General features: G+C 55.4%; 21 protein-coding genes. 13 read left to right on the top strand and 8 right to left on the bottom strand.

Annotated elements, in window-relative coordinates; genetic code table 11:
- Nucleotides 1–45: 45 nt before the first annotated feature.
- Genes PGS10_RS16890 through arsC form a run of 3 tightly spaced genes read left to right on the top strand, consistent with a single transcriptional unit; the run spans nucleotide 46 to nucleotide 2,137 of the window.
- Entirely contained in the window at nucleotides 46–366 is a 321-nt protein-coding gene (locus PGS10_RS16890) for a metalloregulator ArsR/SmtB family transcription factor (RefSeq protein ID WP_213797430.1), read from the top strand.
- A 34-nt stretch (nucleotides 367–400) separates the two neighbouring features.
- Entirely contained in the window at nucleotides 401–1,690 is a 1,290-nt protein-coding gene (locus PGS10_RS16885) for an arsenic transporter (protein ID WP_047066123.1), read from the top strand.
- Nucleotides 1,691–1,702: 12 nt separating this feature from the next.
- Nucleotides 1,703–2,137 carry a glutaredoxin-dependent arsenate reductase gene (gene arsC, locus PGS10_RS16880; RefSeq protein WP_047044933.1) on the top strand — a complete coding sequence of 145 codons (435 nt, stop codon included), beginning with the start codon at nucleotides 1,703–1,705 and terminating at the stop codon, nucleotides 2,135–2,137.
- Nucleotides 2,138–2,206: 69 nt separating this feature from the next.
- On the opposite strand, the gene cirA is transcribed toward arsC, so the two are convergent.
- The 3 genes from cirA to yieE form a co-directional block, all read right to left on the bottom strand.
- Entirely contained in the window at nucleotides 2,207–4,180 is a 1,974-nt protein-coding gene (gene cirA, locus PGS10_RS16875) for a catecholate siderophore receptor CirA (RefSeq protein WP_047044936.1), read from the bottom strand.
- A 303-nt stretch (nucleotides 4,181–4,483) separates the two neighbouring features.
- Entirely contained in the window at nucleotides 4,484–5,953 is a 1,470-nt protein-coding gene (locus PGS10_RS16870; protein ID WP_045376788.1) for an amino acid permease, read from the bottom strand.
- A 177-nt stretch (nucleotides 5,954–6,130) separates the two neighbouring features.
- Complete coding sequence (gene yieE, locus PGS10_RS16865; protein WP_015365699.1) at nucleotides 6,131–6,997, bottom strand: DNA-binding transcriptional regulator YeiE; 867 nt, start codon at nucleotides 6,995–6,997, stop codon at nucleotides 6,131–6,133.
- Nucleotides 6,998–7,176: 179 nt separating this feature from the next.
- Here yieE and PGS10_RS16860 point away from each other — a divergent pair, with 179 nt between their 5' ends.
- On the top strand, nucleotides 7,177–8,226 hold the full coding sequence (locus PGS10_RS16860; protein WP_045391310.1) for a YeiH family protein: 1,050 nt from the start codon (nucleotides 7,177–7,179) through the stop codon (nucleotides 8,224–8,226).
- Between the two features lie 96 nt (nucleotides 8,227–8,322).
- The gene (gene nfo, locus PGS10_RS16855; protein WP_047078278.1) at nucleotides 8,323–9,177 is read left to right on the top strand and encodes a deoxyribonuclease IV; all 855 of its coding nucleotides are present in this window, start codon (nucleotides 8,323–8,325) and stop codon (nucleotides 9,175–9,177) included.
- A gap of 53 nt (nucleotides 9,178–9,230) precedes the next feature.
- Here nfo and fruA read toward each other — a convergent pair whose 3' ends face one another.
- The 3 genes from fruA to fruB are packed head-to-tail and all read right to left on the bottom strand — an operon-like array spanning nucleotide 9,231 to nucleotide 13,011.
- On the bottom strand, nucleotides 9,231–10,925 hold the full coding sequence (fruA, locus tag PGS10_RS16850; RefSeq protein ID WP_045391316.1) for a PTS fructose transporter subunit IIBC: 1,695 nt from the start codon (nucleotides 10,923–10,925) through the stop codon (nucleotides 9,231–9,233).
- 16 nt (nucleotides 10,926–10,941) lie between these two features.
- Nucleotides 10,942–11,880 carry a 1-phosphofructokinase gene (gene fruK, locus PGS10_RS16845; RefSeq protein ID WP_316423279.1) on the bottom strand — a complete coding sequence of 313 codons (939 nt, stop codon included), beginning with the start codon at nucleotides 11,878–11,880 and terminating at the stop codon, nucleotides 10,942–10,944.
- Nucleotides 11,881–13,011: a fused PTS fructose transporter subunit IIA/HPr protein gene (fruB, locus tag PGS10_RS16840; RefSeq protein ID WP_316423278.1), complete on the bottom strand. Its 1,131-nt coding sequence runs from the start codon at nucleotides 13,009–13,011 to the stop codon at nucleotides 11,881–11,883.
- Nucleotides 13,012–13,341: 330 nt separating this feature from the next.
- Here fruB and setB point away from each other — a divergent pair, with 330 nt between their 5' ends.
- Complete coding sequence (setB, locus tag PGS10_RS16835) at nucleotides 13,342–14,523, top strand: sugar efflux transporter SetB (RefSeq protein ID WP_047044945.1); 1,182 nt, start codon at nucleotides 13,342–13,344, stop codon at nucleotides 14,521–14,523.
- Here setB and PGS10_RS16830 read toward each other — a convergent pair.
- On the bottom strand, nucleotides 14,520–14,774 hold the full coding sequence (locus tag PGS10_RS16830) for a YkgJ family cysteine cluster protein (RefSeq protein WP_045391329.1): 255 nt from the start codon (nucleotides 14,772–14,774) through the stop codon (nucleotides 14,520–14,522). The two genes, setB and PGS10_RS16830, sit on opposite strands and share 4 nt — an antisense overlap.
- Nucleotides 14,775–14,979: 205 nt before the next feature.
- Between PGS10_RS16830 and yeiP the strand changes: the two genes are divergently transcribed.
- Nucleotides 14,980–15,552 (top strand): elongation factor P-like protein YeiP, encoded by a 573-nt coding sequence (gene yeiP, locus PGS10_RS16825; protein ID WP_015365690.1) that lies wholly within the window; start codon nucleotides 14,980–14,982, stop codon nucleotides 15,550–15,552.
- Between the two features lie 544 nt (nucleotides 15,553–16,096).
- Here the strand turns inward: yeiP and uxuA are convergent.
- Nucleotides 16,097–17,287, bottom strand: a complete 1,191-nt coding sequence (uxuA, locus tag PGS10_RS16820) for a mannonate dehydratase (protein WP_045376800.1) — start codon at nucleotides 17,285–17,287, stop codon at nucleotides 16,097–16,099.
- Nucleotides 17,288–17,493: 206 nt separating this feature from the next.
- On the opposite strand from uxuA, the gene PGS10_RS16815 reads away from it, so the two are divergent.
- The 6 genes from PGS10_RS16815 to PGS10_RS16790 all read left to right on the top strand — a co-directional run bounded on the left by PGS10_RS16815 (nucleotide 17,494) and on the right by PGS10_RS16790 (nucleotide 25,433).
- A complete protein-coding gene (locus PGS10_RS16815) occupies nucleotides 17,494–18,960 on the top strand; it encodes a mannitol dehydrogenase family protein (protein ID WP_047044948.1) in 1,467 nt (488 codons plus the stop codon).
- A 121-nt stretch (nucleotides 18,961–19,081) separates the two neighbouring features.
- Nucleotides 19,082–20,059: a CobW family GTP-binding protein gene (locus tag PGS10_RS16810; protein WP_316423276.1), complete on the top strand. Its 978-nt coding sequence runs from the start codon at nucleotides 19,082–19,084 to the stop codon at nucleotides 20,057–20,059.
- A gap of 42 nt (nucleotides 20,060–20,101) precedes the next feature.
- Complete coding sequence (locus tag PGS10_RS16805; RefSeq protein WP_047043195.1) at nucleotides 20,102–20,809, top strand: phosphatase PAP2 family protein; 708 nt, start codon at nucleotides 20,102–20,104, stop codon at nucleotides 20,807–20,809.
- A 426-nt stretch (nucleotides 20,810–21,235) separates the two neighbouring features.
- On the top strand, nucleotides 21,236–21,805 hold the full coding sequence (gene mepS / locus PGS10_RS16800) for a bifunctional murein DD-endopeptidase/murein LD-carboxypeptidase (RefSeq protein WP_047043201.1): 570 nt from the start codon (nucleotides 21,236–21,238) through the stop codon (nucleotides 21,803–21,805).
- 202 nt (nucleotides 21,806–22,007) lie between these two features.
- Nucleotides 22,008–23,570, top strand: coding sequence for a cyclic di-GMP phosphodiesterase (locus PGS10_RS16795; protein WP_063414626.1), 1,563 nt, complete (start codon nucleotides 22,008–22,010; stop codon nucleotides 23,568–23,570).
- A gap of 57 nt (nucleotides 23,571–23,627) precedes the next feature.
- Nucleotides 23,628–25,433 (top strand): extracellular solute-binding protein, encoded by a 1,806-nt coding sequence (locus PGS10_RS16790; RefSeq protein WP_047078282.1) that lies wholly within the window; start codon nucleotides 23,628–23,630, stop codon nucleotides 25,431–25,433.
- The last annotated feature ends 4 nt before the right edge of the window (nucleotides 25,434–25,437 follow it).

Below are 25,437 nucleotides of genomic sequence, written 5' to 3'. Positions count from 1 at the left end.
CATATGATTTAGCATATATGTACTCCGATGATAATCTGGTCAACCATGATAAAACCTATCCAGCTGTTTAAAATTCTGGCGGATGAAACCCGTCTAGCCATCATCATGTTGCTACGTGAGTCCGGCGAACTGTGCGTCTGCGATCTGTGTGCCGCCACCGGGCAATCCCAGCCGAAAATATCGCGTCATATGGCGATATTACGTGAGTCCGGACTGGTGCTCGACCGTCGGCAAGGGAAATGGGTCCACTATCGCCTCTCGCCCCATATGCCGGCTTGGGCGGCGGAGATCATTGCCGCATCCTGGCAGAGCATGAGAGAAGATTTTGACGAATGGCGCACGAAATCAGCGTGTAGCACCTGTTGATACATATATATAAACGCATATATTGGAGTAGTGAATGTTGTTGGCAGGTAGTCTCTTTTTATTCACGCTGGTGTTGGTAATCTGGCAGCCCCGGGGCCTCAGCATCGGCTGGAGCGCGAGTATTGGCGCAGTGCTGGCGCTGGTCAGCGGCGTTATTCATCCCAGTGATATTCCTGTGGTCTGGAATATCGTCTGGAACGCAACTGCGACTTTTATCGCGGTAATTATCATCAGCCTGCTGCTCGATGAATCGGGCTTTTTTGAATGGGCCGCGCTGCATGTCTCCCGCTGGGGCAACGGGCGCGGTCGTCTGCTGTTTAGCTGGATTATCCTGTTAGGCGCGACCGTTGCGGCGCTGTTTGCTAACGATGGCGCAGCGCTCATTCTGACTCCCATCGTCATTGCCATGCTGCTCGCTCTGGGGTTCAGCAAAAGGACAACATTGGCCTTTGTCATGGCAGCCGGGTTTATTGCCGATACCGCCAGCCTGCCGCTTATCGTTTCTAATCTGGTAAACATTGTCTCTGCTGACTTCTTCCGGCTTGGTTTTACGCAATACGCCTCTGTAATGGTTCCTGTTGATATTGCTGCCATCGCGGCCACGCTGGGCATGCTGCATCTGTTTTTCCGCCGGGATATTCCGGCAACCTACAACGTCACTTTGCTGAAAACGCCTGCCAGCGCGATTAAAGATCCCGCAACCTTCAAAGCTGGCTGGGTTGTTCTGCTTTTGTTGCTGGTTGGTTTCTTTGTTCTTGAACCGCTGGGGCTGCCCGTTAGCGCTATCGCCGCTGTCGGAGCTGCTGTTCTGTTTGCCGTTGCGAAAAAAGGTCACGCCATCAATACCGGTAAAGTATTACGCGGCGCGCCCTGGCAGATCGTTATTTTCTCGCTGGGTATGTACCTGGTGGTCTACGGTCTGCGCAATGCGGGCTTAACGGAATATCTGTCGGGTGTCCTGAATATGCTGGCGGATAAGGGACTGCTGGCGGCAACGTTTGGCACGGGCTTCCTGACAGCTTTCCTGTCGTCGGTAATGAACAATATGCCAACGGTCCTGGTGGGCGCGCTGTCGATTGAAGGAAGCACCGCTTCTGGCGTTATCAAAGAAGCGATGATCTACGCCAACGTGATTGGGTGCGATTTAGGCCCCAAAATCACGCCAATAGGCAGTCTGGCGACCCTGCTGTGGCTGCACGTACTGTCGCAGAAAAGCATGACCATCAGTTGGGGATATTACTTCCGCACCGGCATCATCATGACGCTACCTGTGCTGTTTGTCACTCTGGCCGCGCTGGCGCTGCGGCTCTCTCTCACTCTATAACGAGACACTTATATGAGTAATATCACCATCTATCACAACCCGGCCTGCGGCACGTCACGTAATACGCTGGAGATGATCCGTAACAGCGGTAATGAACCCACCGTTATTCACTACCTTGAAACCCCGCCAACTCACGATGAGCTGGTTAAACTTATCGCAGAGATGGGGATCGCGGTGCGTACTCTGCTACGCGAGAATGTTGAACCTTATGCCCAGTTGGGACTCGCGGAGGATAAGTTCACCGACGAACAGTTAATAGAATTAATGCTCGCTCATCCCATCCTGATTAATCGCCCTATTGTGGTCACTGAACGGGGAACCCGCTTATGTCGACCTTCTGAAGTGGTACTGGATATCCTGCCCGATCCGCAGCAAGGCGCTTTTAGCAAAGAGGATGGAGAAAAGGTGGTGGATGAAAGAGGCAAGCGGCTGATACCTGGCGGATAGCGGCGTACACGTTTTATCGGGGCTGCCGCCACTGAAGTTACTTCAGCGGCGGCAGACAGTTTATCGCTATCAGAAGCGGTAATCGACGGCCATAAAGTAGCGACGGCCATCTTCGGTGTAGCTGTAATCGTCGCGGTTCAGATCTTTGTCGCCAACGTTAAGCACGCCGGAGCGCAGTTTCACGTTTTTACTGACCTGCCACGCGGCGCCGATATCGAACATGGTATAACCGCCTGGGGTTTTACCCGTCGCGCTTACCGCACGCTGCTCGCCGGTATAGTTGGCCGTGACGTAGAAAGACCAATCCTCCAGCGGTTTCCAGTCGAGGGTACCGTTAGCGGTATGGAACGGCAGCGTCTGCAGCGGTTTATTGCCGCCGTTGCTCAGATCGCGACCATCGTTATAGGTATAGTTGACCGTCAGTTTCCACTCTTCGCCGAACGGAACCTTCACTTCGGTCTCCACGCCTTTAATCCGCGCTTTGTTGACGTTGAAGTAGCGGAATACCGGCACGCGCTTACCGTTCACGGTCTTCCAGCCGACGAAGTTCGGGTAACCCGGCGCCTCGCTGGCGCTGGAGGTGCGCAGGATGTCGATCATATCGTCAACGTTGTTCTGGAAGGCGGTCACGCTGCCTTCAACACCTTCCAGCCAGCCCTCTTCACCGCTGTAATACAGACCAAGCTCAAAGCTTTCGCTGGTTTCAGGCTTCAGATTCGGGTTACCGATAATGCTGCAGCTACCGCGACAGGAGTTGGTGGTCCAGTCCGGGTTCAATTGCAGCAGCGAAGGCGCTTTAAAGGCCGTAGCCCAACCGCCTTTCACAGTCACGGTATCGGTGGCGTTATAGACCAGGTACGCACGCGGGCTCCAGTGATCGCCGTAAGTTTGGTGATCGTCCATACGGATGCCGGTGGTCAGCGCCAGCGGTTCAAAGATCCGCCACTCATCTTCGAGGAACAGCGCGTACTGGCTGGCGGAAGTCGATTTGCCGCCGCTACTCAGGTTTACCGGATCTTTGAGTTTATCGTGGCGCCATTCACCGCCGAGGGTGACGATCTGGTTGATCATACCCAGCGGCATCACATATTTACCATCGACCGCATTACTCTCAGAAGTAATAGTGCCCGCCTGCCCTGGATTTTTGTTATCCACTTTCTCGCCGTAGAATTTCACTTCGCTATTGCCGACATCCCAGCGCCCGTTATGGGTCAAAGAGTAGTTCTGACGTTCGAGGCGGTTTTTGTCGAGCGAGTCTGAATCGCGATCCTGGCGATCGAAACCGTAGCCGGCGGTAATGTCCTGATTCTCCGTTGGCGTCCAGGCGAACTCAACGTTGCCGTCGCGGCTGGTAAAACCTTCAATGCGCGGCGTTTCGCCCGCGGCGTTGCTGGAAGATTGCTGATCGTCTTTACTGCGTTTCGCCAGGCTGCCGTAGGCTTTCATGCCCAACACGCCGTCAATCAGCGGGCCGCTGGTGAAGAACTGGCCGTTATAAGTGTCACCGCGATCGCGGTGTTCCTGAATGGTGGCATCGCTGCTGAGGGTACCGGTCCATTTCTGGCCGATTTTTTTGGTAATGATGTTGACCACGCCGCCGAGCGCGTCGGAACCGTACAGGGAAGACATCGGGCCGCGCACTACTTCAATCCGTTCGATGGAGTCCACCGGGATCCAGTTCAGATCGAAATCGTTATGGCGGAAGACGGCGTTACGCGAGTTGACGCGTTTGCCATCGATCAGGATCAGCGTATAGCTGCTATCCAGACCGCGGATGCTGACACCCTTGCGGTTATCCCCTTCGTTGGTGAGCTGAACGCCAGGCACATCGCGCAACACGTCCTTCAGGTTCTGCACCGGCTTACGCTGCAAGTCCTGTTGGGTAATCACGCTGATACTGGCGGGCGCATCTTTGACGCTCTGTTCAGTCGCCGCGGCGGTGACAACCAGCGTTTCGTCATCATTTGCGGCCAGCGCCGGAAATGCCAATGCTACGACGGACGCGCACAGTCCCGCCCGGGCAAAAGGGTTTAACCTGAACATACCAAATCTCCATGAGGTCAACTACAAATCAAACAAAGGGTGCTGCTTGCACATCCTGTCGACACACGGCTCTGGCGGCCGCGCGCAATTTTTTTACAGTCGATGTGGCTGGTCACCCCTTGCCTTTCATGGTTGAGCGGCAAGATATGGAGATTGGCTTCATCCTGAATTTGCCGAAATGATAAGGATAATGATTACAATTATCAATACAATTATGAAGAAGTGTGTCCGTTTGTAAGTCTTGCAGGCATAAAAAAAGCCCTCTTTAAAAGAGGGCTTTATCGAAAGCGGCAGTGTATGAAGTTAGCCTTTAAAGCGTTCCGGGAACTTCATCTCGCTGTAGCGCACGAAGCGGGTACCTTTCACCAGCTTGTAACCAAACCAGATAACCAGGAACAGCGGAATGCCGATGTAGGTCGCCGCCACGCCGCCCCAATCAATGGTGTCCTTGAGGAAGGCTTCGTAGTTCTGGCCCAGCGTGATGATAAGGCACAGTACGAAAGCGAAGATCGGCCCCAACGGGAAGAAGCCGGAACGGTACGGCAGGTTATTAATATCGTTACCCTGCAATACGTAGCCACGACGGAAACGGTAGTGGCTGATCGCAATCCCCAACCAGGCGATAAAGCCGGTCATCCCGGAGGTGTTCAGCAGCCACAGGTAGACCGTCTGGTTGCCGAACATCGAGGTCAGGAAGCACAGCGCCGCAATCACGGTCGTCGCATACAGCGCATTACGCGGTACGCCACCTCTCGACAGCTTCGAGAAAATGCGCGGCGCTTTGCCGTCGCACGCCAGGGTATACAACATACGCGTAGAGGCGTACATCCCGGAGTTACCCGCCGACAGCACCGCCGTCAGGATAACCGCGTTCATGATAGCCGCCGCAGAGAGCAGACCGGCGTGCTCGAACACCAGGGTGAACGGGCTAACGGAAATATCTTTAACGTCGTTACGCAGCAGGCTCGGATCGGTATACGGGATGATCAGGCTGATAATCAAAATCGCGAAGACATAGAACAGCAGGATACGCCAGAACACCTGACGCACCGCGCGCGGAATGTTCTTCTCCGGATTTTCCGATTCGCCCGCGGCAATACCGATGAGCTCGGTGCCCTGGAAAGAGAAACCGACAATCATCGCCACGCCGATCATCGCCGCAAAGCCGCCGGCAAACGGCGCGTCATCAATGCCCCAGTTGCTCCAGCCCGCCGGCGTCGTGCCTTCGAAAATGCCAAAAATCATCATGATGCCGACGATGATAAAGATAATCACGGTGGCAACTTTAATCAGCGAGAACCAGTACTCCGCTTCGCCGAAGCCGCGTACCGAGATCCAGTTCAACAGGAACATGATACCAAGGAACAGCGCGCTCCAGATCCAGCCGGGGGTATCCGGGAACCAGTAGCTCATCACCAGCTGCGAGGCAACGAGGTCAACGGCGATAGTCACCGCCCAGTTGTACCAGTAGTTCCAGCCCAGCGCGAAACCAAAGCCTTCTTCTACGTAGTTCTGACCGTAGGTCGCAAAGGAGCCTGAAACCGGCATAAACGCCGCCAGCTCGCCGAGACTGGTCATCAGGAAATACACCATCAGACCGATCAGAATGTAGGAAAGCAGCGCGCCACCGGGGCCTGCCTGTGAAATTGTTGCGCCAGAGGCAACGAAAAGACCTGTACCGATGGAACCGCCAATAGCGATCATGGTCAAGTGGCGCGCTTTTAGCTCGCGGCGGAGCGTGGGCGCTTCTGTGGTTTTAGTTTCCGAAACCATGTGAAAATGCTATCCATCCAAAAAATGAGGCGCGATTGTAGCAGACGATCGTCCGTCCATCCGGTACAAATGCAAAGTTATAAGAGAGCTTCATGATCTGACACAAATTATTAGTAAAGCAGTAATCCTGCATTGGCGCATAAAAAAACAGACAAAAAATCGTGGCTTACGCCAGCGCTATACCTCGCAGTAGCGGATAAAACGCTGCAGCGCCTTGGAAACGTGTTTTTGCCGATGGCGAATACGCCACAACGTGCGCGTCAGGCGCGGTAACGGCAGCTTGAGCTCCACCAGCGTTCCAGCCTCCAGCTGCTCGGCAATCACCCGCCGTGACAGGCAGCTGATGCCTAACCCATGACGGACCGCATGTTTAATCGCCTCCGAGTTGCCAAGCTCCATGCCCAGTTGAAATGCGGGCAGATGCGACAACAGCACGTAGTCGACGATTTCCCGCGTGCCGGAGCCATGCTCGCGCAGGATCCACTGCGCTTCCGCCAGCCGTTGCAGCGTCAATTCGCCCTCTAAGAACGGCGAGTCAGGGGCGGCGAACACCACCAGTTCATCTTCAATCCACGGCTCGGCGATAATATCCGCCGCGTGGCACGGCCCTTCTATCAGACCAATATCGACGCGCAGATCGCTGACCGCATTAATCACGTCCTGGCTGTTGCCGACGCTCAGCTCCAGCGGTAGTTCGGGGAAATCGCGGCGGTAGCGGGCGATGATTTCCGGCAGAATATAGTTGCCAATGGTGCTACTGGCATAAACGCGGATAGCGCCATTATCGCCGCGAAACAGCTGTTCTATCTCTCCGGCGCGCTCCAGCAGGGCCAGCGCGCGCGGATAGAGCAAGCGGCCGTGCTCGTTGACCACCAGCCGTTTACCGACTCGGTCAAAAAGCTGAACGCCGAGTTGCCCCTCCAGGTCGGTCAGCGCCGCGCTCACCGCCGACTGCGACAGCGCCAGCATCTGTGACGCCTGAGTCGTCGACCCGCTTTTCAAAACCTCAGCAAAAACTTCCAGTTGCCGTAGCGTGATATGCATAACTCACCTTTGTATTAGCCCAAGCTGGATAACCGTCAACGCTATGTTGACATAAATCAGCAGGGCTGTGGCCTGAAGGATGAAGGGTTTATCACTTATTCCGATAGATTATAAATATATAATCAATTTTATTTTTAAACCAGCCAGTCGTATTCTTTGCCCAGACAAAGGAGAAGGTTATGACAGCACTCACTTTACCCACTAAACATCGCACCCTGTGGCATTTCGTCCCAGGCCTGGCGCTGACCGCCGCGTTGACCGGCGCCGCCCTGTGGGCAGGCAGTTTTCCTGCTATCGCCGGCGCGGGCTTCAGCGCGCTGACGCTGGCTATCTTGTTCGGCATGGTGGTCGGTAACACCGTTTATCCAAAGATTTGGCAGTCCTGCGATGGCGGGGTGATTTTCGCCAAGCAGCATCTGCTGCGCCTGGGGATCATTCTGTACGGTTTTCGTTTGACGTTCGCCCAGATTGCTGACGTCGGCGTCAGCGGGATCCTGATTGACGTACTGACGCTTTCCAGCACCTTCTTTATCGCCTGTTTCCTCGGGCAGAAGGTCTTCGGTCTCGATAAACACACCAGTTGGCTTATCGGCGCCGGTAGCAGCATCTGCGGCGCCGCGGCGGTTCTGGCCACCGAACCGGTCGTCAAAGCTGAAGCCAGTAAAGTGACGGTCGCCGTGGCGACAGTAGTTATCTTTGGTACCATCGCCATCTTCCTCTACCCGGCGATGTATCCGCTGCTGGCGCACTGGTTCACTCCGGAAACCTATGGCATCTATATGGGCTCCACCATGCATGAAGTCGCGCAGGTGGTTGCCGCCGGTCACGCGGTTAGCCCGGACGCCGAAAATGCCGCGGTTATCGCCAAAATGCTGCGCGTGATGATGCTGGCTCCGTTCCTGCTGTTCATCGCCGCTCGTGTGAAACAGCTGGCGCCAGCCGGTAACGGCGAAAAGAGCAAAATCACCATTCCGTGGTTTGCCATCCTGTTTATTCTGGTGGCGGTGTTTAACTCCTTCCACCTGCTGCCGAAAGCCGTCGTCGATATGCTGGTCACGCTTGATACCGTACTGCTGGCAATGGCAATGGCCGCGCTGGGCTTAACAACCCACGTCAGCGCGCTGAAAAAAGCCGGCGCTAAGCCGCTGCTGATGGCGCTGGTACTGTTCGTCTGGCTGATTGTTGGCGGCGGCGCGATTAACTTCGCTATCCACCACCTGATTGGCTAAGCAGTAAGTTTCTCGTCGATATTCATTCATTGCTGTAACTCTCCGGTTAAGCCGCTATCATTACCCTCCCCCCAGCGGCTTAACTGGAGTTTTTTTATGAAATACATTGGAGCGCACGTAAGCGCCTCCGGCGGGCTGGCCAATGCCGCCATCCGCGCCGCCGAAATCGAAGCGACCGCCTTCGCCCTGTTCACCAAAAATCAGCGTCAATGGCGCGCCGCGCCGCTCACCGATGACGCGATTGCCGAATTCAAAGCCGCCTGCGAAAAATATCACTTCGGCCCGGGGCAGATCCTGCCGCACGACAGCTACCTGATTAACCTCGGTCATCCGGTCGAAGAAGCGCTGGAGAAATCCCGCGAGGCGTTTATCGATGAATTAACCCGCTGCCAGCAGTTGGGATTAACGCTGCTCAACTTCCATCCGGGCAGCCACCTGCAGCAGATCCCGGAAGATGAATGCCTGGCGCGTATCGCTGAATCCATCAACATCGCGCTGGCGAAAACCGAAGGCGTGACCGCGGTTATCGAAAATACCGCCGGTCAGGGCAGCAATCTTGGTTTTAAATTTGAACATCTGGCCGCCATCATTGACGGCGTTGAAGACAAATCCCGCGTTGGCGTCTGCATTGATACCTGCCACGCTTTCGCCGCCGGTTATGACCTACGCAGCGCGGAGGAGTGTGAAAAGACCTTTGCCGAATTCGAACGGATCGTCGGCTTCCAGTATCTGCGCGGCATGCACCTCAATGATGCCAAAAGCACTTTTGGCAGCCGCGTCGACCGTCACCATAGCCTCGGTGAAGGCAATATCGGCCATGATGCTTTTCGTTGGATCATGCAGGATAACCGTTTCGATGGTATCCCGCTGATTCTGGAAACCATTAACCCGGATATCTGGGCGGAAGAAATTGCCTGGCTGCGGGCGCAGCAGACCGCCGAAGTGGCCTGAATTCAGGAACAAAAAAAGGGCCGATGAATCGGCCCTTTTCTATTGCGCTGATATTACGCCGCTTTTTCAACTTCCGCTGCCGGCGCTTCCGGGCGCTTCAGCACCGCGTAAGAGAGACCCGCGACCAGCGTACCGGCAATAATCGCCAGCAGATAACCCAGCACCGGAGTGATGGCGCCAGGGATCAGCAGGACGAACAGACCGCCGTGCGGCGCCATCAGTTTCGCGCCTACCGCCATCGAGATAGCGCCGGTCACCGCGCCGCCAACGATACAGCAAGGCAGTACGCGCATCGGGTCACGTGCGGCGAATGGAATCGCCCCTTCGGTGATAAAGCACAGCCCCAGAACCAGCGCCGCTTTACCGCCTTCACGCTGCGATTTATCGAACTTGTTACGAGCAATCAGCGTTGCCAGGCCAAGCGCCAGCGGTGGCACCATACCGGCCGCCATAATCGCCGCCATCGGAGCATAGGTTTGGGTACTCAACAGACCCACACCGAAAGCATAAGCCGCTTTGTTCACCGGGCCGCCCATATCGGTACACATCATACCGCCGAGGATCGCGCCAAGCAGCACCGCGTTCGCCGTCCCCATGGTTTGCAGCCAATGGGTCAGCCAGGCCAGGATACCCGCCACCGGTTTGCCAATCAGGTAGATCATTGCCAGGCCGACAATCAGGCTGGAAATCAGCGGAATGATCAGAATCGGCTTCAACGCTTCCATACTCTGCGGCAGCTTCAGCTTGGTGCTGATTAACTTCGCCACATAACCGGCAAGGAAACCGGCGATAATACCGCCGATAAAGCCGGAGCCGCCGCTGACGGCCAGCATACCGCCGATAAGACCAGGCGTCAGACCCGGACGGTCAGCGATGGAGAAAGCGATAAAGCCCGCCAGTACCGGCACCATCAGCGCAAAGGCTGAACCGCCGCCGATTTGCATCAACGCCGCCGCCATGGTGTCTTTCACTTCAAACGCTTTAATACCAAACGCGAACGACAGCGCAATACACAGCCCGCCCGCGACCACCATCGGCAGCATGTAGGAGACGCCGGTCAGCAGGTGACGATAGGCGCCAGCCGACTCTTTTTTACCTTCACCGGACGCCTGCGGTTTGCCGGATGGCTGGTACGGCTTCGCTTCCGCAACGGCTTTATCCAGCTCCTGCGCGGTTTTCTTCAGCGCCAGGCCGGTGGTGGTGCGATACATCGGTTTACCGGCGAACTTCGCCAGATCGACTTCGATGTCGGCGGCGACGATGACCAGATCCGCCTGCTCCACCTCTTCCGGAGTAATGGCATTACCCGCCCCCACGGAGCCACGGGTTTCCACTTTCACCCACCAGCCGCGTTTTTTGGCTTCGGTTTCGATGGCTTCCGCCGCCATAAAGGTATGAGCAACGCCGGTCGGACAAGCGGTAACGGCGACAATACGTTTCTGCCCCTGAGCGGCGGCCGGAACGGCTACCGCCGCTGGCGCAACGTACGGCTTAGCGTGGTCTTTCGCTTCGCCGAGGAACAATTCCGGATGAGCGACTGCACGGTTAATATCGCCCAGATAGACGTTTTTACCGTTCAGCGCGCTGTCAGCCGGCAGCGCGGTTCCCAGCACGATGGCCAGTTCAGCATCGTTCGGGTTATCAATCAGCTCAAGGTGCGCTTTCTGCGCCGCGGCGCTGAGCAGGGTCTTCGCCATGTAGGCGCGAGCCTGTCCAAGCCCGGCATCAATAATCAGCAGCGTTTTCATTATGCCTCTCCTGCTGTCAATTAAAGGGTTGTAAGTCGACGCGCGCCATCATTGCGGCCAACTGGGTACGATCGGTAATGCCAACGTTGCTCTGGCTGACGGCCAGGGCGGCGACGGCAGTCGCCAGACGCAGGGTATGCTCGCTGGATTCACGCATCAGCAGGCCGTAAATCAGGCCGCCGACCATCGAATCACCGGCGCCTACGGTGCTGACGACCTCGACTGAAGGCGGTTTAGCAATCCATTCGCCGGAGGCGTTGACCCACAGCGCGCCCTCTTCGCCCAGCGAAATCACCACGTGGGCGATACCTTGCTCGCGTAGCGCATGAGCGGCGTCGATGACATCTTTCATCTCCGGCAGCTTGCGGCCAGCCCAGATTTCCAGCTCGCGGCGGTTTGGTTTTACCAGCCACGGCGCGGCTTTCAGTCCGGCGACCAGCGCTTCGCGGCTGCTATCGAAAATAATGCACGGACACTGTCTGCGCAGGCGCGTCATCCAGTCGGTGAAGGCCTCCGGACTTACGCCGGACGGCAGGCTGCCGCTGACGCAAACCATATCGAACTGCCCCAGCCAGCTCAGAGAATCATTAACGAAACGCTCCCAGTCCGCCGGGGTTACTTCAAAACCGGAGAAGTTGAAATCGGTCACTTCGCCGTCTTTTTCCGTCAGCTTGACGTTAATACGGGTACGCCCCTGCACCACCTGGAAGCGGTTGGCGATGCCCAGCTCGCTGAACAGCTGCTGGAAGCCATCCTGGTTATCTTTTCCGAGGAAGCCGCCGACGGTGACGTCGATGCCGAGATCTTTCAGCACTTTCGCCACGTTAATACCTTTACCTGCCGCATGCAGGCCGGTGGTGCGCACGAGGTTCACTTCGCCACGTTCGATTTCCGGGGTGAAGCCCACCAGGTCGTATGCCGGATTTAAAGTAATCGTTGCTACACGTCTGCTCATTTATGCGCCCTCCCCAAGGCCTGCGGCGATCGCTTCGCCAATCGCATCCAGCGCTTGTTGCGCATCTTCACCCTGCGCGGTAAAACGCAGACGGTGACCTTTTTTCACACCCAGCGCTACGACCTTCATCAGGCTGCGGCCATTGGCCGGCGTGCCGGAACCGTCGAGGTTGGTGACGGTAATGTCGCTGGAGAATTGTTTAATCGTATTGACCAACATCGTGCCCGGACGCGCGTGCAGCCCGTGCTCGTTGCGTACTACAAATTCAGCATTCAGCACGTCTTCAGCAATGGCGTCGTCGCTGGTCAGCAGCGCCAGCAGCGTGGCGGCGTCGGCTTTCAGCAGATGCTCCGCTTTTTTATCAATGAGCAGATTGCTCAGGCGATTAAGCACCGCGGTCGGCTGCTCATCGGCCATCGCGACGGTGATCAGCAGCGCCACCGGCTGCCCGTCAGCGGTAAACACGTTGGCGGCGCGACTCACGGCGATAGCGCTACGCAAGTTGCCTTCCGCACAGTCGTTCAACCAGATCCCCTGACCCAGGTTGAGCGGCGCATCGTTAATGGTGCGGCTGACGAAATCGGCGTTTACCGCGCCCGCCTCTTTCAGCCGCGCGGCGTTCAGCGCCTGCAGCGTCAGCAGATCGTTGGCGACCACGTCCAGGCTCAAGGTTTCGTTGTCGAGCTTCAGCGCTTCGCTTTGCTTTTCGCCCATCAGCAGAGCGCGCAGTTCTTCTGCCGTAGTGGCGGTTCTCAGCTGTTCAGCCACCGAGTCGTCGCTCAGAACGTGCGTCAACTGACGCAGCAGACCAAGGTGCTCGTCGGAGCTGGCGGCAATGCCGATCGCCACATAAGCGGTTTGTCCTTCTCCCCAGGTCACGCCCTGCGGGAACTGATACACCTGTACACCCGTTTTCAGAACCTGGTCGCGGGTATCGGTGGTGCCGTGCGGGATGGCGATGCCATTGCCGAGGAAAGTGGAGGTCTGCTGCTCGCGGGCAAGCATACCGTTAACGTAGCCGTCAGCCACATTACCCGCGCTAACCAGCGCGCCAGCAATCTGACGTATTGCCTCTTCTTTATTCGCGGCCTGCTGGCCGGGATGAATATCCTGAACAGATAACTGGAACATAGTTCTCCTCTCCGCTGAAGTGAATCGTTTCAGCTAACATGAGAAAAAATACGCCACCCGATGATTGGATAATACTCTGATGACGCTGAAACGTTTCAATGAGTCTGTACCTTTATTGTGCACTGCGCAAGTAAACTCCGAAGGCTGATAACAGAATTTAGAGATACCGCACATTTTTGCTGAAGCTAATAGTGAAATCCGCCATTGGCTTCAGCATTTTGCTGAACGACATAATTTGAAACGCCTTTTTAATTTTTCGTGCCATACCACTATTTATTTTATGGGTGTCGGCGTAAACTTCGCCTCTTCTGAAACCAACGATATTCCAGCATGCAAAACAGTAGCGCCGCCCTTCCCCGCCGCGGGTTCGACTTAACCTCCTCCGCTTTTCTTATCGTCGCCTTTCTGACGGGGATCGCCGGGGCCTTACAAACCCCGACCCTGAGCCTGTTTTTGACCAATGAGGTGCACGTGCGCCCGGCAATGGTCGGCTTCTTTTTTACCGGCAGCGCGGTCATCGGTATTCTGGTAAGCCAGTTTCTTGCCGGACGTTCCGATCGTAAAGGCGATCGCAAGCAGCTGATTGTCGCCTGCTGCCTGCTGGGGGTGCTGGCCTGCGTGCTGTTCGCCTGGAACCGCAACTACTTTATTCTGCTGTTCGTCGGCGTCTTTCTCAGTAGTTTTGGCTCTACCGCCAACCCGCAAATGTTCGCCCTCGCTCGCGAACACGCGGACAAAACCGGGCGCGAGGCGGTGATGTTCAGCTCCATTCTGCGCGCGCAGGTCTCGCTGGCGTGGGTAATCGGCCCACCGCTGGCCTACGCGCTGGCGATGGGTTTTGGTTTTACCGTGATGTATCTCAGCGCCGCCGTGGCGTTTATTATCTGCGCGCTGATGGTCTGGTTTTTCCTGCCCAGCATGCGTAAAGAGAGCAAAACCGCCGTTGGTCATCTCGAAGCGCCGCGCACCAACCGCCGCGACGCGCTGCTGCTGTTCAGCATCTGTACGTTAATGTGGGGCACCAACAGCCTCTATATCATTAATATGCCGCTGTTTATCATTAATGAACTTCATCTGCCGGAGAAACTGGCCGGGCTGATGATGGGGACCGCCGCCGGGCTGGAAATCCCCACCATGCTGATTGCCGGGTATTACGCGAAACGCTTTGGTAAGCGCTTGCTGATGCGCATTGCCGCGCTTGCAGGGCTGCTGTTTTATATCGGTATACTGACCGTCCATACCCCGGCCCTGCTGCTGGGGATGCAGGCGCTGAACGCGATTTACATCGGGATCCTCGCCGGTATCGGTATGCTCTATTTTCAGGATCTGATGCCGGGCCAGGCGGGCGCGGCGACCACGCTCTATACCAATACCACGCGCGTCGGCTGGATCATCGCCGGCTCGCTAGCGGGCGTCGTCGCGGAAATCTGGAGCTATCACGCGGTATTCTGGATTGCGCTAGTGATGGGAATTATCGCCCAGGTCTGCCTGTGGCGTATTAAAGACGTTTAGGGCGCAGTCAGCGCTTCGAGATGAATGAGATAAGCCATCGCCTGCTGACGCGTGCTGCCGCACATTTCCGCCGTCGGTTGTAAACCCGCGCAGACTTTAGGGCGCAGCGGCGAGGCAAAAATCTTGCAACGCAGATGTTCATCCAGCTGCACGCACGGTGTATTTGCCGGCTTGCCGTCAGGCATTCCGGGAATGGGGCTTGAGATGGACGGCGCGGTGCAACAGGCTCCGCAGTCCGGGCGACATTCCATACCTGACTCCTTAATGAGTGGGAGGCGGACAGTAGCAAAATATCGGCTATCAGGAAAGCTGAAGCTGGCGAAACGGCTTTTTCAGCAGCGCCGATCGAAGATTTGCCAGGAGATAGCAAAAGTCGCGAATTCCGCTTGCCTGAAAGGCCCGGCGCGAGTAGTTTTACGCGATATTTTTGACCCTTTAAGTGACAGGATTACTGCAATGCCAAGAGCGAATGAAATTAAAAAAGGTATGGTGCTGAATTACAACGGCAAACTGCTGATTGTTAAAAATATTGATATTCAGTCGCCAAGCGCCCGTGGCGCAGCAACGCTGTATAAAATGCGTTTTTCCGACGTGCGTACCGGCCTGAAAGTAGAAGAGCGTTTTAAGGGCGACGATATTGTTGATACCGTCACCCTGACCCGTCGTTTCGTTGATTTCTCCTACGTCGATGGCAACGAATATGTATTCATGGATAAAGAAGACTATACCCCGTATACCTTCACCAAAGAGCAGATCGAAGAAGAGCTACAGTTTATCCCGGAAGGCGGCATGCCGGATATGCAGGTTCTGACCTGGGATGGCCAGCTGTTGGCGCTGGAGCTGCCGCAGACCGTTGACCTGGAAATCGTAGAAACCGCACCGGGTATCAAAGGCGCTTCCGCCAGCTCGCGCACCAAACCGGCCACTATGAGCACCGGGCTGGTCATTCAGGTTCCGGAATACCTGACCAGCGGTGAGAAAATCCGCATTCATATCGAAGAGTGCCGCTATATGGGCCGCGCGGACTAACCCCCCTCCTCTGACGGTTGCCCGGCCCCGCGTCGCGCAGGCCGGGTCTGTTCCCGGATGGCGGCGCTGCGCGCCTTATCCGGGCTACAGTTCGTGCCATTGTGAGCTTAAGATCTCTATTTTGTACCCATGGTTACTGAAACTGCCGGTGTTGGTGGCCTCAAAATCGCTGAGACGTTCCCGGAAGGCCGGGGCAGCCCGCATGGATGCGGGCTGAGGGCCGTGTTTTGCAAGGACGCTGCCTCGGCCCGACCCGAAGCCTTCAGGGATAAGTCGAAGGAACCACGAAGTGGCGATTTTGGCGGCCAGAGCCCGGGAGTACAGAGGGCGGCGGCGACTGGCCGCCCTCTGTGCGCTCCCTGCGCCACGGAAAACATATTGCAGAAAAATTAACCGGGAGCGCAAGATACTCTGGAGCGAAACGAGATAAACGCTTTTCTCAAGCTAAAAGTTTGCAAACCGATAACAGTATCTACTCGCTGCCGATATCAGGCACAAAAAAGGACAGCCGTTGGCTGTCCTTTTGCTTTCCCTCACGCCATGATTACAGCAGCTCAGGGTATTTGGTCATCTTCAGCGCCAGCTCAACCCCGCGCACTTCCGCCATGCCTTTCAGACGGCCAATCGCCGAATAACCGGGGTTGGTTTTCTTACGCAGATCGTCAAGCATCTGATGGCCGTGATCCGGACGGAACGGGATCGGGCGCAGATCGCCGGCTTTCTTACGACGCAGCTCTTCGCTCAGGATAGCATTGACCACCGCCACCATATTGACGTCGCCGTTCAGGTGCGCCGCCTCGTGGAAGGTTTTTGGATTTTCTTCACGGCAGGTAGAGCGCAAATGGGTAAAGTGGATACGATCGCCGAAGGTTTCCACCATCTTCACCAGATCGTTATCGGCGCGCACGCCGTAGGATCCGGTACACATGGTAAAGCCGTTATAAATGCTGTCTACCGTCTCTTTCAACCACTGCATATCGTCGATCGTCGACACGATACGCGGCAGGCCGAGGATCGGACGCGGCGGATCGTCCGGGTGAACCGCCAGGCGCACGCCGACTTCTTCGCACACCGGCACAATCGCCCGCAGGAAGTAGGCCATGTTCTCACGCAGCTGCGCTTTATCGATGTGGTCATACTCCGCCAGCCGCGCGCGGAACTGATCGAGGGTATAGCCCTCTTCCGCTCCCGGCAGACCGGCAATGATATTGCGGGTCAGCTTGTCGATATCCGCCGCGCTCATCGCCTTGAAGTAAACGTCAGCCTGCTGCTGCTCTTCAGCGCTGTAGTCAGCTTCGGCGCCCGGGCGTTTAAGGATGTGCAGTTCAAAAGCGGCGAAAGCAATCTGGTCAAAACGCAGCGCTTTGGAGCCATCGGCCAGCTGATATTCCAGATCGGTACGCGTCCAGTCCAGAATCGGCATGAAGTTATAGCACACGGTATCAATACCGCAGGCCGCCAGATTGCGGATGCTCTGCTGGTAGTTGGCAATCCACTTATCATATTGTCCGCTGTGGGTTTTGATATCCTCATGCACCGGGATACTTTCGACCACCGACCAGCTCAGGCCTTTTTCCGCCAGCAGCGCTAAACGCTGTTGAATCTCGTCTACCGGCCAGACCTGGCCATTCGGAATATGATGCAACGCCGTCACGACACCCGTGGCGCCCGCCTGGCGCACATCATCAAGCGATACCGGATCGTTCGGTCCATACCAACGCCAGGTTTGCTCCATCGCAATGCCCTCTTTAAGTTGTTATACCAATAATGTGAAACATCATGACGACTACCATACATGCTTCTGCTGAATGGTCAATTTCGCCCGTAGCATTGATTGATCCAGCTCACACTAAGCGGATAAATTCGGCTTACCAATTTAAATTGCTGTCATATAACTTTACACTGCGTGATGTTAATCATTGGTTAATCAGGTGTATAAAAATGACAACTATCGCTACCGCCGCGCTGCCAGCAGGCGTGCAACTTCCGCAGTACGATCGCCGCCAATTGCGCTCGCGTATCGTGCACCTTGGTTTTGGCGCGTTTCACCGCGCGCATCAGGCGCTGCTAACCGACCGGGTGCTTAACGCCGGCGGCGGCGACTGGGGAATTTGTGAAATCAGCCTGTTCAGCGGCGATAAGCTGATGAGCCAACTGCGTGCGCAGGACCACCTGTTTACGGTGCTGGAAAAAGGCGCTGAGGGTAACCAGCCGATCGTGGTTGGCGCAGTACATGAATGCCTGAACGCCAGACTGGATTCGCTGGCGGCGATTATCGAGAAATTCTGCGAACCGCAGGTGGCTATCGTTTCGCTGACGATCACTGAGAAAGGTTACTGCATCGATCCGGCGACCGGTAAACTGGATCCAACCCAGCCGCGTATCGTTCACGATCTGGAAAACCCGACGCTGCCGCAGTCGGCTCCCGGTATTTTAGTTGAAGCGCTCAATCGTCGCCGCGAACGCGGACTCGCTCCCTTCACCGTACTCTCCTGCGACAATATTCCCGACAATGGTCACGTCGTGAAAAACGCCGTTCTCGGCATGGCTGAGAAACGTAGTCAGGAGCTGGCCGACTGGATTGCTGAACATGTCAGCTTCCCCGGCACTATGGTTGACCGCATCGTACCGGCCGCCACCGAAGAATCGCTGGCGGAGATTGTCTCCGTGCTGGGCGTTGAAGATCCCTGCGCCATCAGCTGCGAACCGTTTATTCAATGGGTGGTGGAAGATAATTTTGTCGCCGGGCGCCCGGCCTGGGAAACGGCGGGCGTACAGATGACCCGCGACGTCCTGCCGTGGGAACAAATGAAACTGCGGATGCTCAACGGTAGCCACTCTTTCCTCGCCTGGCTGGGCTATCTGGCAGGGCACGCGCATGTGAGCGACTGTATGCAGGATGATGTTTTCCGCCATGCCGCACGCCGCCTGATGCTTGATGAACAAGCGCCAACGCTATCGATTACCGGCGTGGATTTAGTTGCCTATGCTGACAGCCTGATAACGCGCTTCGCCAATCCGGCGTTAAAGCATCGTACCTGGCAAATCGCCATGGACGGCAGCCAAAAGCTGCCGCAGCGCATGCTCGATAGTATTCGCGTTCATCTGGCAAACGGCAGCCGCTGGCCGCTGCTGGCGCTGGGCGTGGCTGGCTGGATGCGTTATGTAAGCGGCGTCGACGACGCCGGGCAAGCCATTGATGTGCGCGACCCGCTGGTCGACAAAATCAAACAGTTGGTTGACGCCAGCCAGCAAGAAGAGCGCGTCAGCGCCCTGCTCAGCCTCGAAGAGATATTTGGCAAGGATCTACCGGGCAATCCGCAGTTTGTTGCCGACGTCACTGCAGCCTGGCATCAGTTGGTTAAATCAGGCGCCCGCGAAGCTGTGGCTAAGGCGCTACGCAGTTAACAATTTCTGCTGTTTAGCGGACAGAATGCATTTCTGTCCGCAGTATCCCTTCTCTTTTTCCCCTTTTTTCGTCAGGATAGTCGCAACTGTTACAACATTACATTTCTGTGCTGGAGAAATTGTGACCAAAACTAACCTGATCACGGGCTTTCTCGGCAGCGGCAAGACGACCTCAATTCTTCATCTACTGGCCAATAAACCTGCGGATGAAAAATGGGCCGTGCTGGTCAACGAGTTTGGGGAAGTCGGCATCGACGGCGCCCTGCTGGCGGAAAGCGGCGCGTTGCTAAAAGAGATCCCCGGCGGCTGCATGTGCTGCGTCAACGGTCTGCCGATGCAGGTTGGGCTCAATACGCTGTTGCGCCAGGGAAAACCTGACCGTCTGTTGATTGAGCCTACCGGGCTGGGCCATCCGAAGCAAATTCTCGATATCCTCACCGCCGCCGTCTATGAACCGTGGATCGATCTGCGCGCGACGCTGTGCATTCTCGATCCGCGCCAGCTGTTGGAGGAAAAGATCGTGGCCAATGATAATTTCCGCGATCAGCTGGCCGCAGCCGATGTCATCGTCGCCAATAAAAGCGATCGGGCGACGCCGGAAAGCGATGCCGCTTTTGCCAACTGGTGGCGGCAGTACGCCGGGAAGCGCCTGCAGGTAAACGCCACCCAGGGGAATATCAAGCTCGCGCTGCTGGATCTCCCGCGCCGTAACACCACCCCGCTGCCGGCAAGCCCGGACCACGTGCATAGTCACGGGCAAAAGCAGGGTCTGGCGGCGTTGAATCTACCGGCGCATCAACGCTGGCGTCGCAGTGTTAACAGCGGCCAGGGATACCATGCCTGCGGCTGGATTTTTGATGCTGATACCCAATTTGACACCGTTGGGTTGCTGGAATGGGCGCGCCTGGCGCCGGTTGGCCGGGTGAAAGGCGTGATGCGTATTGCTGAAGGATTGGTGCGTATCAACCGTCAGGGGCTCGATCTACACATCGAAACCCAAAACGCGCCGCCGCCGGATAGCCGCATCGAACTGATTTCCGAGTCAGAAGTTGACTGGAATGCCCTGCAGTCCTCGCTGTTGAAGCTTCGTTTAAGTTAATGCGGCTATGTTTGGCCGCTGTTTAAAAAAATCGCATCTGTTATGACTAAAAACCGTATCCCCCTTATCTTGCTGCTGAACGTCGCGGGCGTAGCCTTATTTTGTTCCTGGTATCTACCGGCAAATCACGGTTTCTGGTTCCCGCTTGACTCGGCTATTTTTCACTTCTTTAACCAGGGCGTCAGCACCAACCGCGCGTATGCCTGGCTGTTAGCCATTATCAACAATCGCGCGTTCGACGCCTGCTCGCTGCTGGCGATGGGCTGTCTGATGCTCAGTTTCTGGATCAAAGCGCAGAGCGCTGAACGCCGTCGCATTATCCTTATGGGGCTGGTGATGTTGCTCGCGGCGGTGATTATCAATCAACTTGCCCAGCATCTGATGCCGGTACAGCGCGCCAGCCCTTCGTTGTTCTTTACGGATATTACGAAAGTCAGCGACGTGGTCTCACTGCCAACTAAAGACGCTTCAAAAGATAGCTTCCCGGGCGACCACGGCATGATGTTGCTCATTTTCGCCTCGTTTATGTGGCGATATTTCGGCCGCCGGGCATTTATCATTGCACTGGTTATTTTTGTGGTTTTTGCTTTCCCGCGAGTGATGATCGGCGCCCATTGGTTCACCGATATTGCCGTAGGGTCGCTCAGCGCGGTGCTGATAGGTGCGCCGTGGGTATTAATGACCTCGCTTTCCGATAAGTTGATCGCCTGGTTTGACCGTTCGCTTCCGGGTGGAATAGCAAAAAAATAAGATCATTTTTACATTTTATTAATATTATCCATAAGGGGTCGTTCTGACCCCTTTTTTTATATTTGCTGATGATTTATTCGCGACATCATCTTCCTGTCACATTAATCATCATTGAAATGAAGATATTGCATATTTTTCAGCCAAAAAAGGCGCTATTTTTCCCTTTGCCGATGATTCACTTTTTGTCGCAAAAATACTTATAAGAAATCGCGCAAAACCGCTCGCCATCCCACGTTTGATAGGGTAATCTCTTTCTCGTTTTGCCCTTCCAGGCAACACAATTCATCATTTGAATAAATTTGTGCGGTACTCCACATTTTTAGGCTTAAGGAATTGTCTCATTGCTTTCTGGAATCTAGGCTCTACCACGTTTGGCATTTTTTATAACGACATTGTCGTTAAGGACAACAAGGGAAAATAAACATAATGGTCAAATCTCAGCCGATTTTGAGATATATCTTGCGGGTCGTCCCCGCGATTGCAGTTGCGGTTCTGCTTTCCGCGTGTAGTTCAACAAGTACCGCCAAGAATATGCATTCTGAGACGCATGCTGTGGGTAGTGGAGATTTATCATCACTGCAAGCCTCTCAGGATGAATTTGAAAAAATGGTCAGCAACCTGGACGTTAAGTCCCGCTTGATGGACCAGTATGCTAGCTGGAAAGGCGTGCGTTACCGCCTTGGCGGCAGCACCCGGAAAGGGATCGATTGCTCGGCGTTCGTGCAGCGTACTTTCCGTGAACAATTTGGTCTGGAGCTGCCGCGCTCAACTTCCGAGCAGCAGGATTCCGGCAAATCGATTTCGCGCACTCAACTGCGTACCGGTGATTTAGTACTGTTCCGTGCGGGCTCTACGGGCCGTCATGTCGGTATCTACATCGGCAACAACCAGTTTGTACATGCCTCTACCAGCAGCGGCGTCACCATCTCAAGCCTGGATGAGCCATACTGGAAAAAGCGCTATAACGAAGCGCGTCGCGTTCTGAGTCGTTCCTGATACCTCTTCTTACCGTCGGTTATCCCTTGGCTGACGGTAAGAAATGAAAAAACACTGCCCCGGCAGTGTTTTTTTGCTTTTCCGCCGATGATCTCCGCAAAATAAGCTATGTCTTTACAAGCTATGCCTTTTAAAGGAAATGGAACCATACTCTTCTGGCACCCCATTGGCATGATTCAATTATACGGACAGATTCTGGCCTATGCTAACCCGCTACTTTTCACCCCGACGTAAAATCTGGCTCACCAGTATTTGCATTGGCGTTGCCGTCGCGCTACTGGCCGGCAGCATCCAGTTTATGGTTATCTACCACAACCGCTCTGAACGTTTCGATCAGATAATCAATAACGTCAGTCACTACCTTAATAGTTATTTCGCCGATTTAAGCGAAACCATCGAGGGCCTGCAGCCTCTGCTCGATCAACCCTGTGAGCATATTGACTCCGGCCTGGCTGCCAGCGCCGCCTTCAGTCCGAACGTACGCGCCTTCCTGCTGGTGAAAAACGGTAAAGCGTTCTGTTCATCCGCCACCGGCGCAATGAACACACCGTTTAAACAATTGATACCGCAGCTTGATATCAATAAACCCCTGGATATGGCCATCCTCCAGGGCACACCGATGATGCCGGACACCGCCGCGTTGGCAATGTGGGTGCAACACCCCGGCGATCGAGACAGCGGCATTTTTGTATCCATCAATGCTAATCTGACGCCTTACATCCTCTATACCGCACGGCAGAATGACTTCAACGGTATTGCGCTGGCCATCGGCCATACTGCGATTTCGACCTTCAGCAGCAAAATTATCGATCCGCTATCATTGCCCAATGAGCCGATACGCCAGATTCAGGTTCCGGGGCTACCGCTAAAAGTGTATCTCTTTTCCAACAGCTGGTTTGGCGAGAATACCCAGTTCGCCCTGCTGCTCGGCGTGGTATGCGGCATGCTTGCCGGCTTACTCAGCTACTACATCCTGACGATCAAATCCGATCCGCGGAAATCGATCCAACTGGGCATCAAAAACAACCAGTTCTACGTGGTCTACCAGCCGGTGGTAAAGGCCGATACCCTGCAGATTAGCGGCGTTGAAGTGCTGATGCGCTGGCGGCATCCGGTGGTGGGTGAAATCCCGCCAGACGTCTTTATTAATCTGGCGGAAACGCAGCAGATGATCGTGCCGCTCACCCATCACCTGTTAATGTTGATTGCCCGCGATGCGCCGACTCTGCAGCGCATTTTGCCGCGCGGCACCAAGCTTGGCCTGAATATCTCCCCCGCCCACCTGCATGCCGCCGAATTTCAGCAAGATATGCGACGTTTTGCTGCCGCGTTACCCGCAAACTACTTCGACGTCGTGCTGGAAATAACCGAGCGTTCGATGATCGATAAAAACCGGTCGATGGCTATTTTTGAGTGGCTGCACCAGCAGGGCTTCGAAATTGCTATTGATGATTTTGGTACCGGCCATAGCGCGCTAATTTATCTTGAGCGCTATAACTTTGATTATCTGAAGATCGATCGTGGTTTTGTGCAGGCGATCGGTACCGAAACCGTCACCTCTCCCGTCCTGGATGCGGTATTAACGCTAAGCCGCCGCCTGCAGTTGAAAACCGTGGCAGAAGGCGTAGAAACACCGGAGCAGGCGGAATGGCTGCGCGCTCACGGCGTGAAATATCTGCAAGGTTACTGCTTCAGCCGGCCGCTGCCGCTGGATAAACTGGTTGCCGCTCATGATGAACCGGCAAATTATTTCACAAGCCGCTAAGGGTCGCTTATGATGCGAAACCATCGGGGTTAATGGTCAGAGGATGATATTCCAACTATGTTTGCGCGCATCGGCCTGCTGCTGCTGGCTTTATTTAGCCTTAGTAGCCAGGCGCAAACCATTAAAGAGAGCGAGGCGTTCGCTATTATCGGCGAGCCAAAGTATGCCGTTGACTTTCATCACTTCGATTACGTCAATCCGGATGCGCCAAAAGGCGGTGGTATTACGCTTGCCGCCATTGGCACCTTCGACAATTTCAATCGCTATGCCCTGCGCGGTAATCCCGGCGTACGCACCGATGCGCTGTATGACACTCTGTTTACCACCTCGGACGATGAACCGGGCAGCTACTACCCGCTGATTGCCGATCGCGCGCGCTTTACCGATGATTTCTCGTGGATGGAAATTACCATCAACCCGCGGGCCCGCTTTCATGACGGTAGCCCGATTACCGCCAGCGACGTTGCTTTCACCTTTCAAAAATTTATGACCGAAGGGGTCCCGCAGTTCCGTCTTATTTATAAAGGGACGACCGTCAAAGCTATCGCCCCGCTGACGGTGCGCATCGAACTGGCCAAGCCGGGCAAAGAGAATATGCTCAGCCTGCTGTCCCTGCCGATAATGCCCGCGTCATTCTGGCGCCATCATAAGCTGAGCGACCCCCTTTCAACGCCGCCGCTCGCCAGTGGCCCCTATCGCATCAGCAGTTGGCGGATGGGGCAATATATTGTCTATTCGCGAGTCGAGAACTACTGGGCCGCCGACCTGCCGGTGAACCGCGGGCGCTGGAACTTCGACACGATTCGCTACGACTACTATCTCGACGATAACGTCGCTTTCGAAGCCTTCAAAGCCGGAGCGGTAGATATGCGCGAGGAGAGTTCGACAAAAAACTGGGCGACGCGCTATATCGGGCGCAACTTTAGCAACGGTTATATAGTGAAAGACGATCGCACGACTACCTCGGCAAAGGATACCCGCTGGCTGGCTTTTAATACTCAGCGCCCGGTCTTTGCCGACCGCCAGGTGCGTGAAGCCATCACCCTTGCATTTGATTTCGAATGGATGAATAAGGCGCTGTTTTACGGCGCCTACAGTCGGCCAAACAGTTACTTTCAGAATACAGAATATGCCGCTCGTGATTACCCGAAGGCCGATGAACTCACTTTGCTGGCGCCGTTGAAAAAAGATTTGCCGCCAGAGGTCTTTACCCGGATTTATCAGCCGCCCGTTTCCAACGGCGATGGGTTTGATCGCGCCAATTTACTTAAAGCAGATGCCCTGTTGAACCAGGCGGGATGGGTGCTAAAAAACCGTCAGCGGGTAAACCGTAAAACCGGCAAACCGCTGCGCTTTGAGCTGCTGCTCGCTTCCGGCGGCAACGTCAGTTGGGTACTACCGTTCCAGCATAATTTACAGCGTTTAGGCGTGACGATGGATATCCGTCAGGTGGATAACTCCCAGGCCACCAGCCGACTGCGGAGCCGCGATTACGACATGATGCCTTCGCTGTGGCGCGCCACCGCCTGGCCAGATACGGGTTTACAGGTTTCGTGGGCCTCGGACTATATTAACTCCAGCTATAACGCGCCGGGAGTGCAGAACCCGGCGGTCGACGCGCTGATTGCGCAGATCGTTCGCTGGCAGGGCAACAAACAGAAACTCCTGCCGCTGGGCCGCGCGCTCGACCGGGTGCTGACCTGGAACTATTACATGCTGCCGATGTGGTATATGGCGCAGGACAGGACGGCTTACTGGAATAAATTTTCCTTCCCGCAAACACGCCCGGCCTACTCCTCCGGTTTTGATGGCTGGTGGTACGATGTTAACAAAGCCGCCAGGCTTCCCGCGGACCGACGTTAAGGAT

This window comes from Klebsiella sp. 141153 (assembly GCF_032601995.1).
GTDB classification, from domain to species: Bacteria; Pseudomonadota; Gammaproteobacteria; order Enterobacterales; family Enterobacteriaceae; genus Klebsiella; species Klebsiella aerogenes.
The sequence above is the reverse complement of the archived record's forward strand: the minus strand, read 5'-3'. Positions and strand labels throughout refer to the sequence as shown.

Coding starts and splice junctions, on each gene's coding strand:
- PGS10_RS16890 (WP_213797430.1), top strand. CDS start 46: ATGATAAAACCTATCCAGCTGTTTAAAATTCTGGCGGATGAAACCCGT.
- PGS10_RS16885 (WP_047066123.1), top strand. CDS start 401: ATGTTGTTGGCAGGTAGTCTCTTTTTATTCACGCTGGTGTTGGTAATC.
- arsC (WP_047044933.1), top strand. CDS start 1,703: ATGAGTAATATCACCATCTATCACAACCCGGCCTGCGGCACGTCACGT.
- cirA (WP_047044936.1), bottom strand. CDS start 4,180: ATGTTCAGGTTAAACCCTTTTGCCCGGGCGGGACTGTGCGCGTCCGTC.
- PGS10_RS16870 (WP_045376788.1), bottom strand. CDS start 5,953: ATGGTTTCGGAAACTAAAACCACAGAAGCGCCCACGCTCCGCCGCGAG.
- yieE (WP_015365699.1), bottom strand. CDS start 6,997: ATGCATATCACGCTACGGCAACTGGAAGTTTTTGCTGAGGTTTTGAAA.
- PGS10_RS16860 (WP_045391310.1), top strand. CDS start 7,177: ATGACAGCACTCACTTTACCCACTAAACATCGCACCCTGTGGCATTTC.
- nfo (WP_047078278.1), top strand. CDS start 8,323: ATGAAATACATTGGAGCGCACGTAAGCGCCTCCGGCGGGCTGGCCAAT.
- fruA (WP_045391316.1), bottom strand. CDS start 10,925: ATGAAAACGCTGCTGATTATTGATGCCGGGCTTGGACAGGCTCGCGCC.
- fruK (WP_316423279.1), bottom strand. CDS start 11,880: ATGAGCAGACGTGTAGCAACGATTACTTTAAATCCGGCATACGACCTG.
- fruB (WP_316423278.1), bottom strand. CDS start 13,011: ATGTTCCAGTTATCTGTTCAGGATATTCATCCCGGCCAGCAGGCCGCG.
- setB (WP_047044945.1), top strand. CDS start 13,342: ATGCAAAACAGTAGCGCCGCCCTTCCCCGCCGCGGGTTCGACTTAACC.
- PGS10_RS16830 (WP_045391329.1), bottom strand. CDS start 14,774: ATGGAATGTCGCCCGGACTGCGGAGCCTGTTGCACCGCGCCGTCCATC.
- yeiP (WP_015365690.1), top strand. CDS start 14,980: ATGCCAAGAGCGAATGAAATTAAAAAAGGTATGGTGCTGAATTACAAC.
- uxuA (WP_045376800.1), bottom strand. CDS start 17,287: ATGGAGCAAACCTGGCGTTGGTATGGACCGAACGATCCGGTATCGCTT.
- PGS10_RS16815 (WP_047044948.1), top strand. CDS start 17,494: ATGACAACTATCGCTACCGCCGCGCTGCCAGCAGGCGTGCAACTTCCG.
- PGS10_RS16805 (WP_047043195.1), top strand. CDS start 20,102: ATGACTAAAAACCGTATCCCCCTTATCTTGCTGCTGAACGTCGCGGGC.
- mepS (WP_047043201.1), top strand. CDS start 21,236: ATGGTCAAATCTCAGCCGATTTTGAGATATATCTTGCGGGTCGTCCCC.
- PGS10_RS16795 (WP_063414626.1), top strand. CDS start 22,008: ATGCTAACCCGCTACTTTTCACCCCGACGTAAAATCTGGCTCACCAGT.
- PGS10_RS16790 (WP_047078282.1), top strand. CDS start 23,628: ATGTTTGCGCGCATCGGCCTGCTGCTGCTGGCTTTATTTAGCCTTAGT.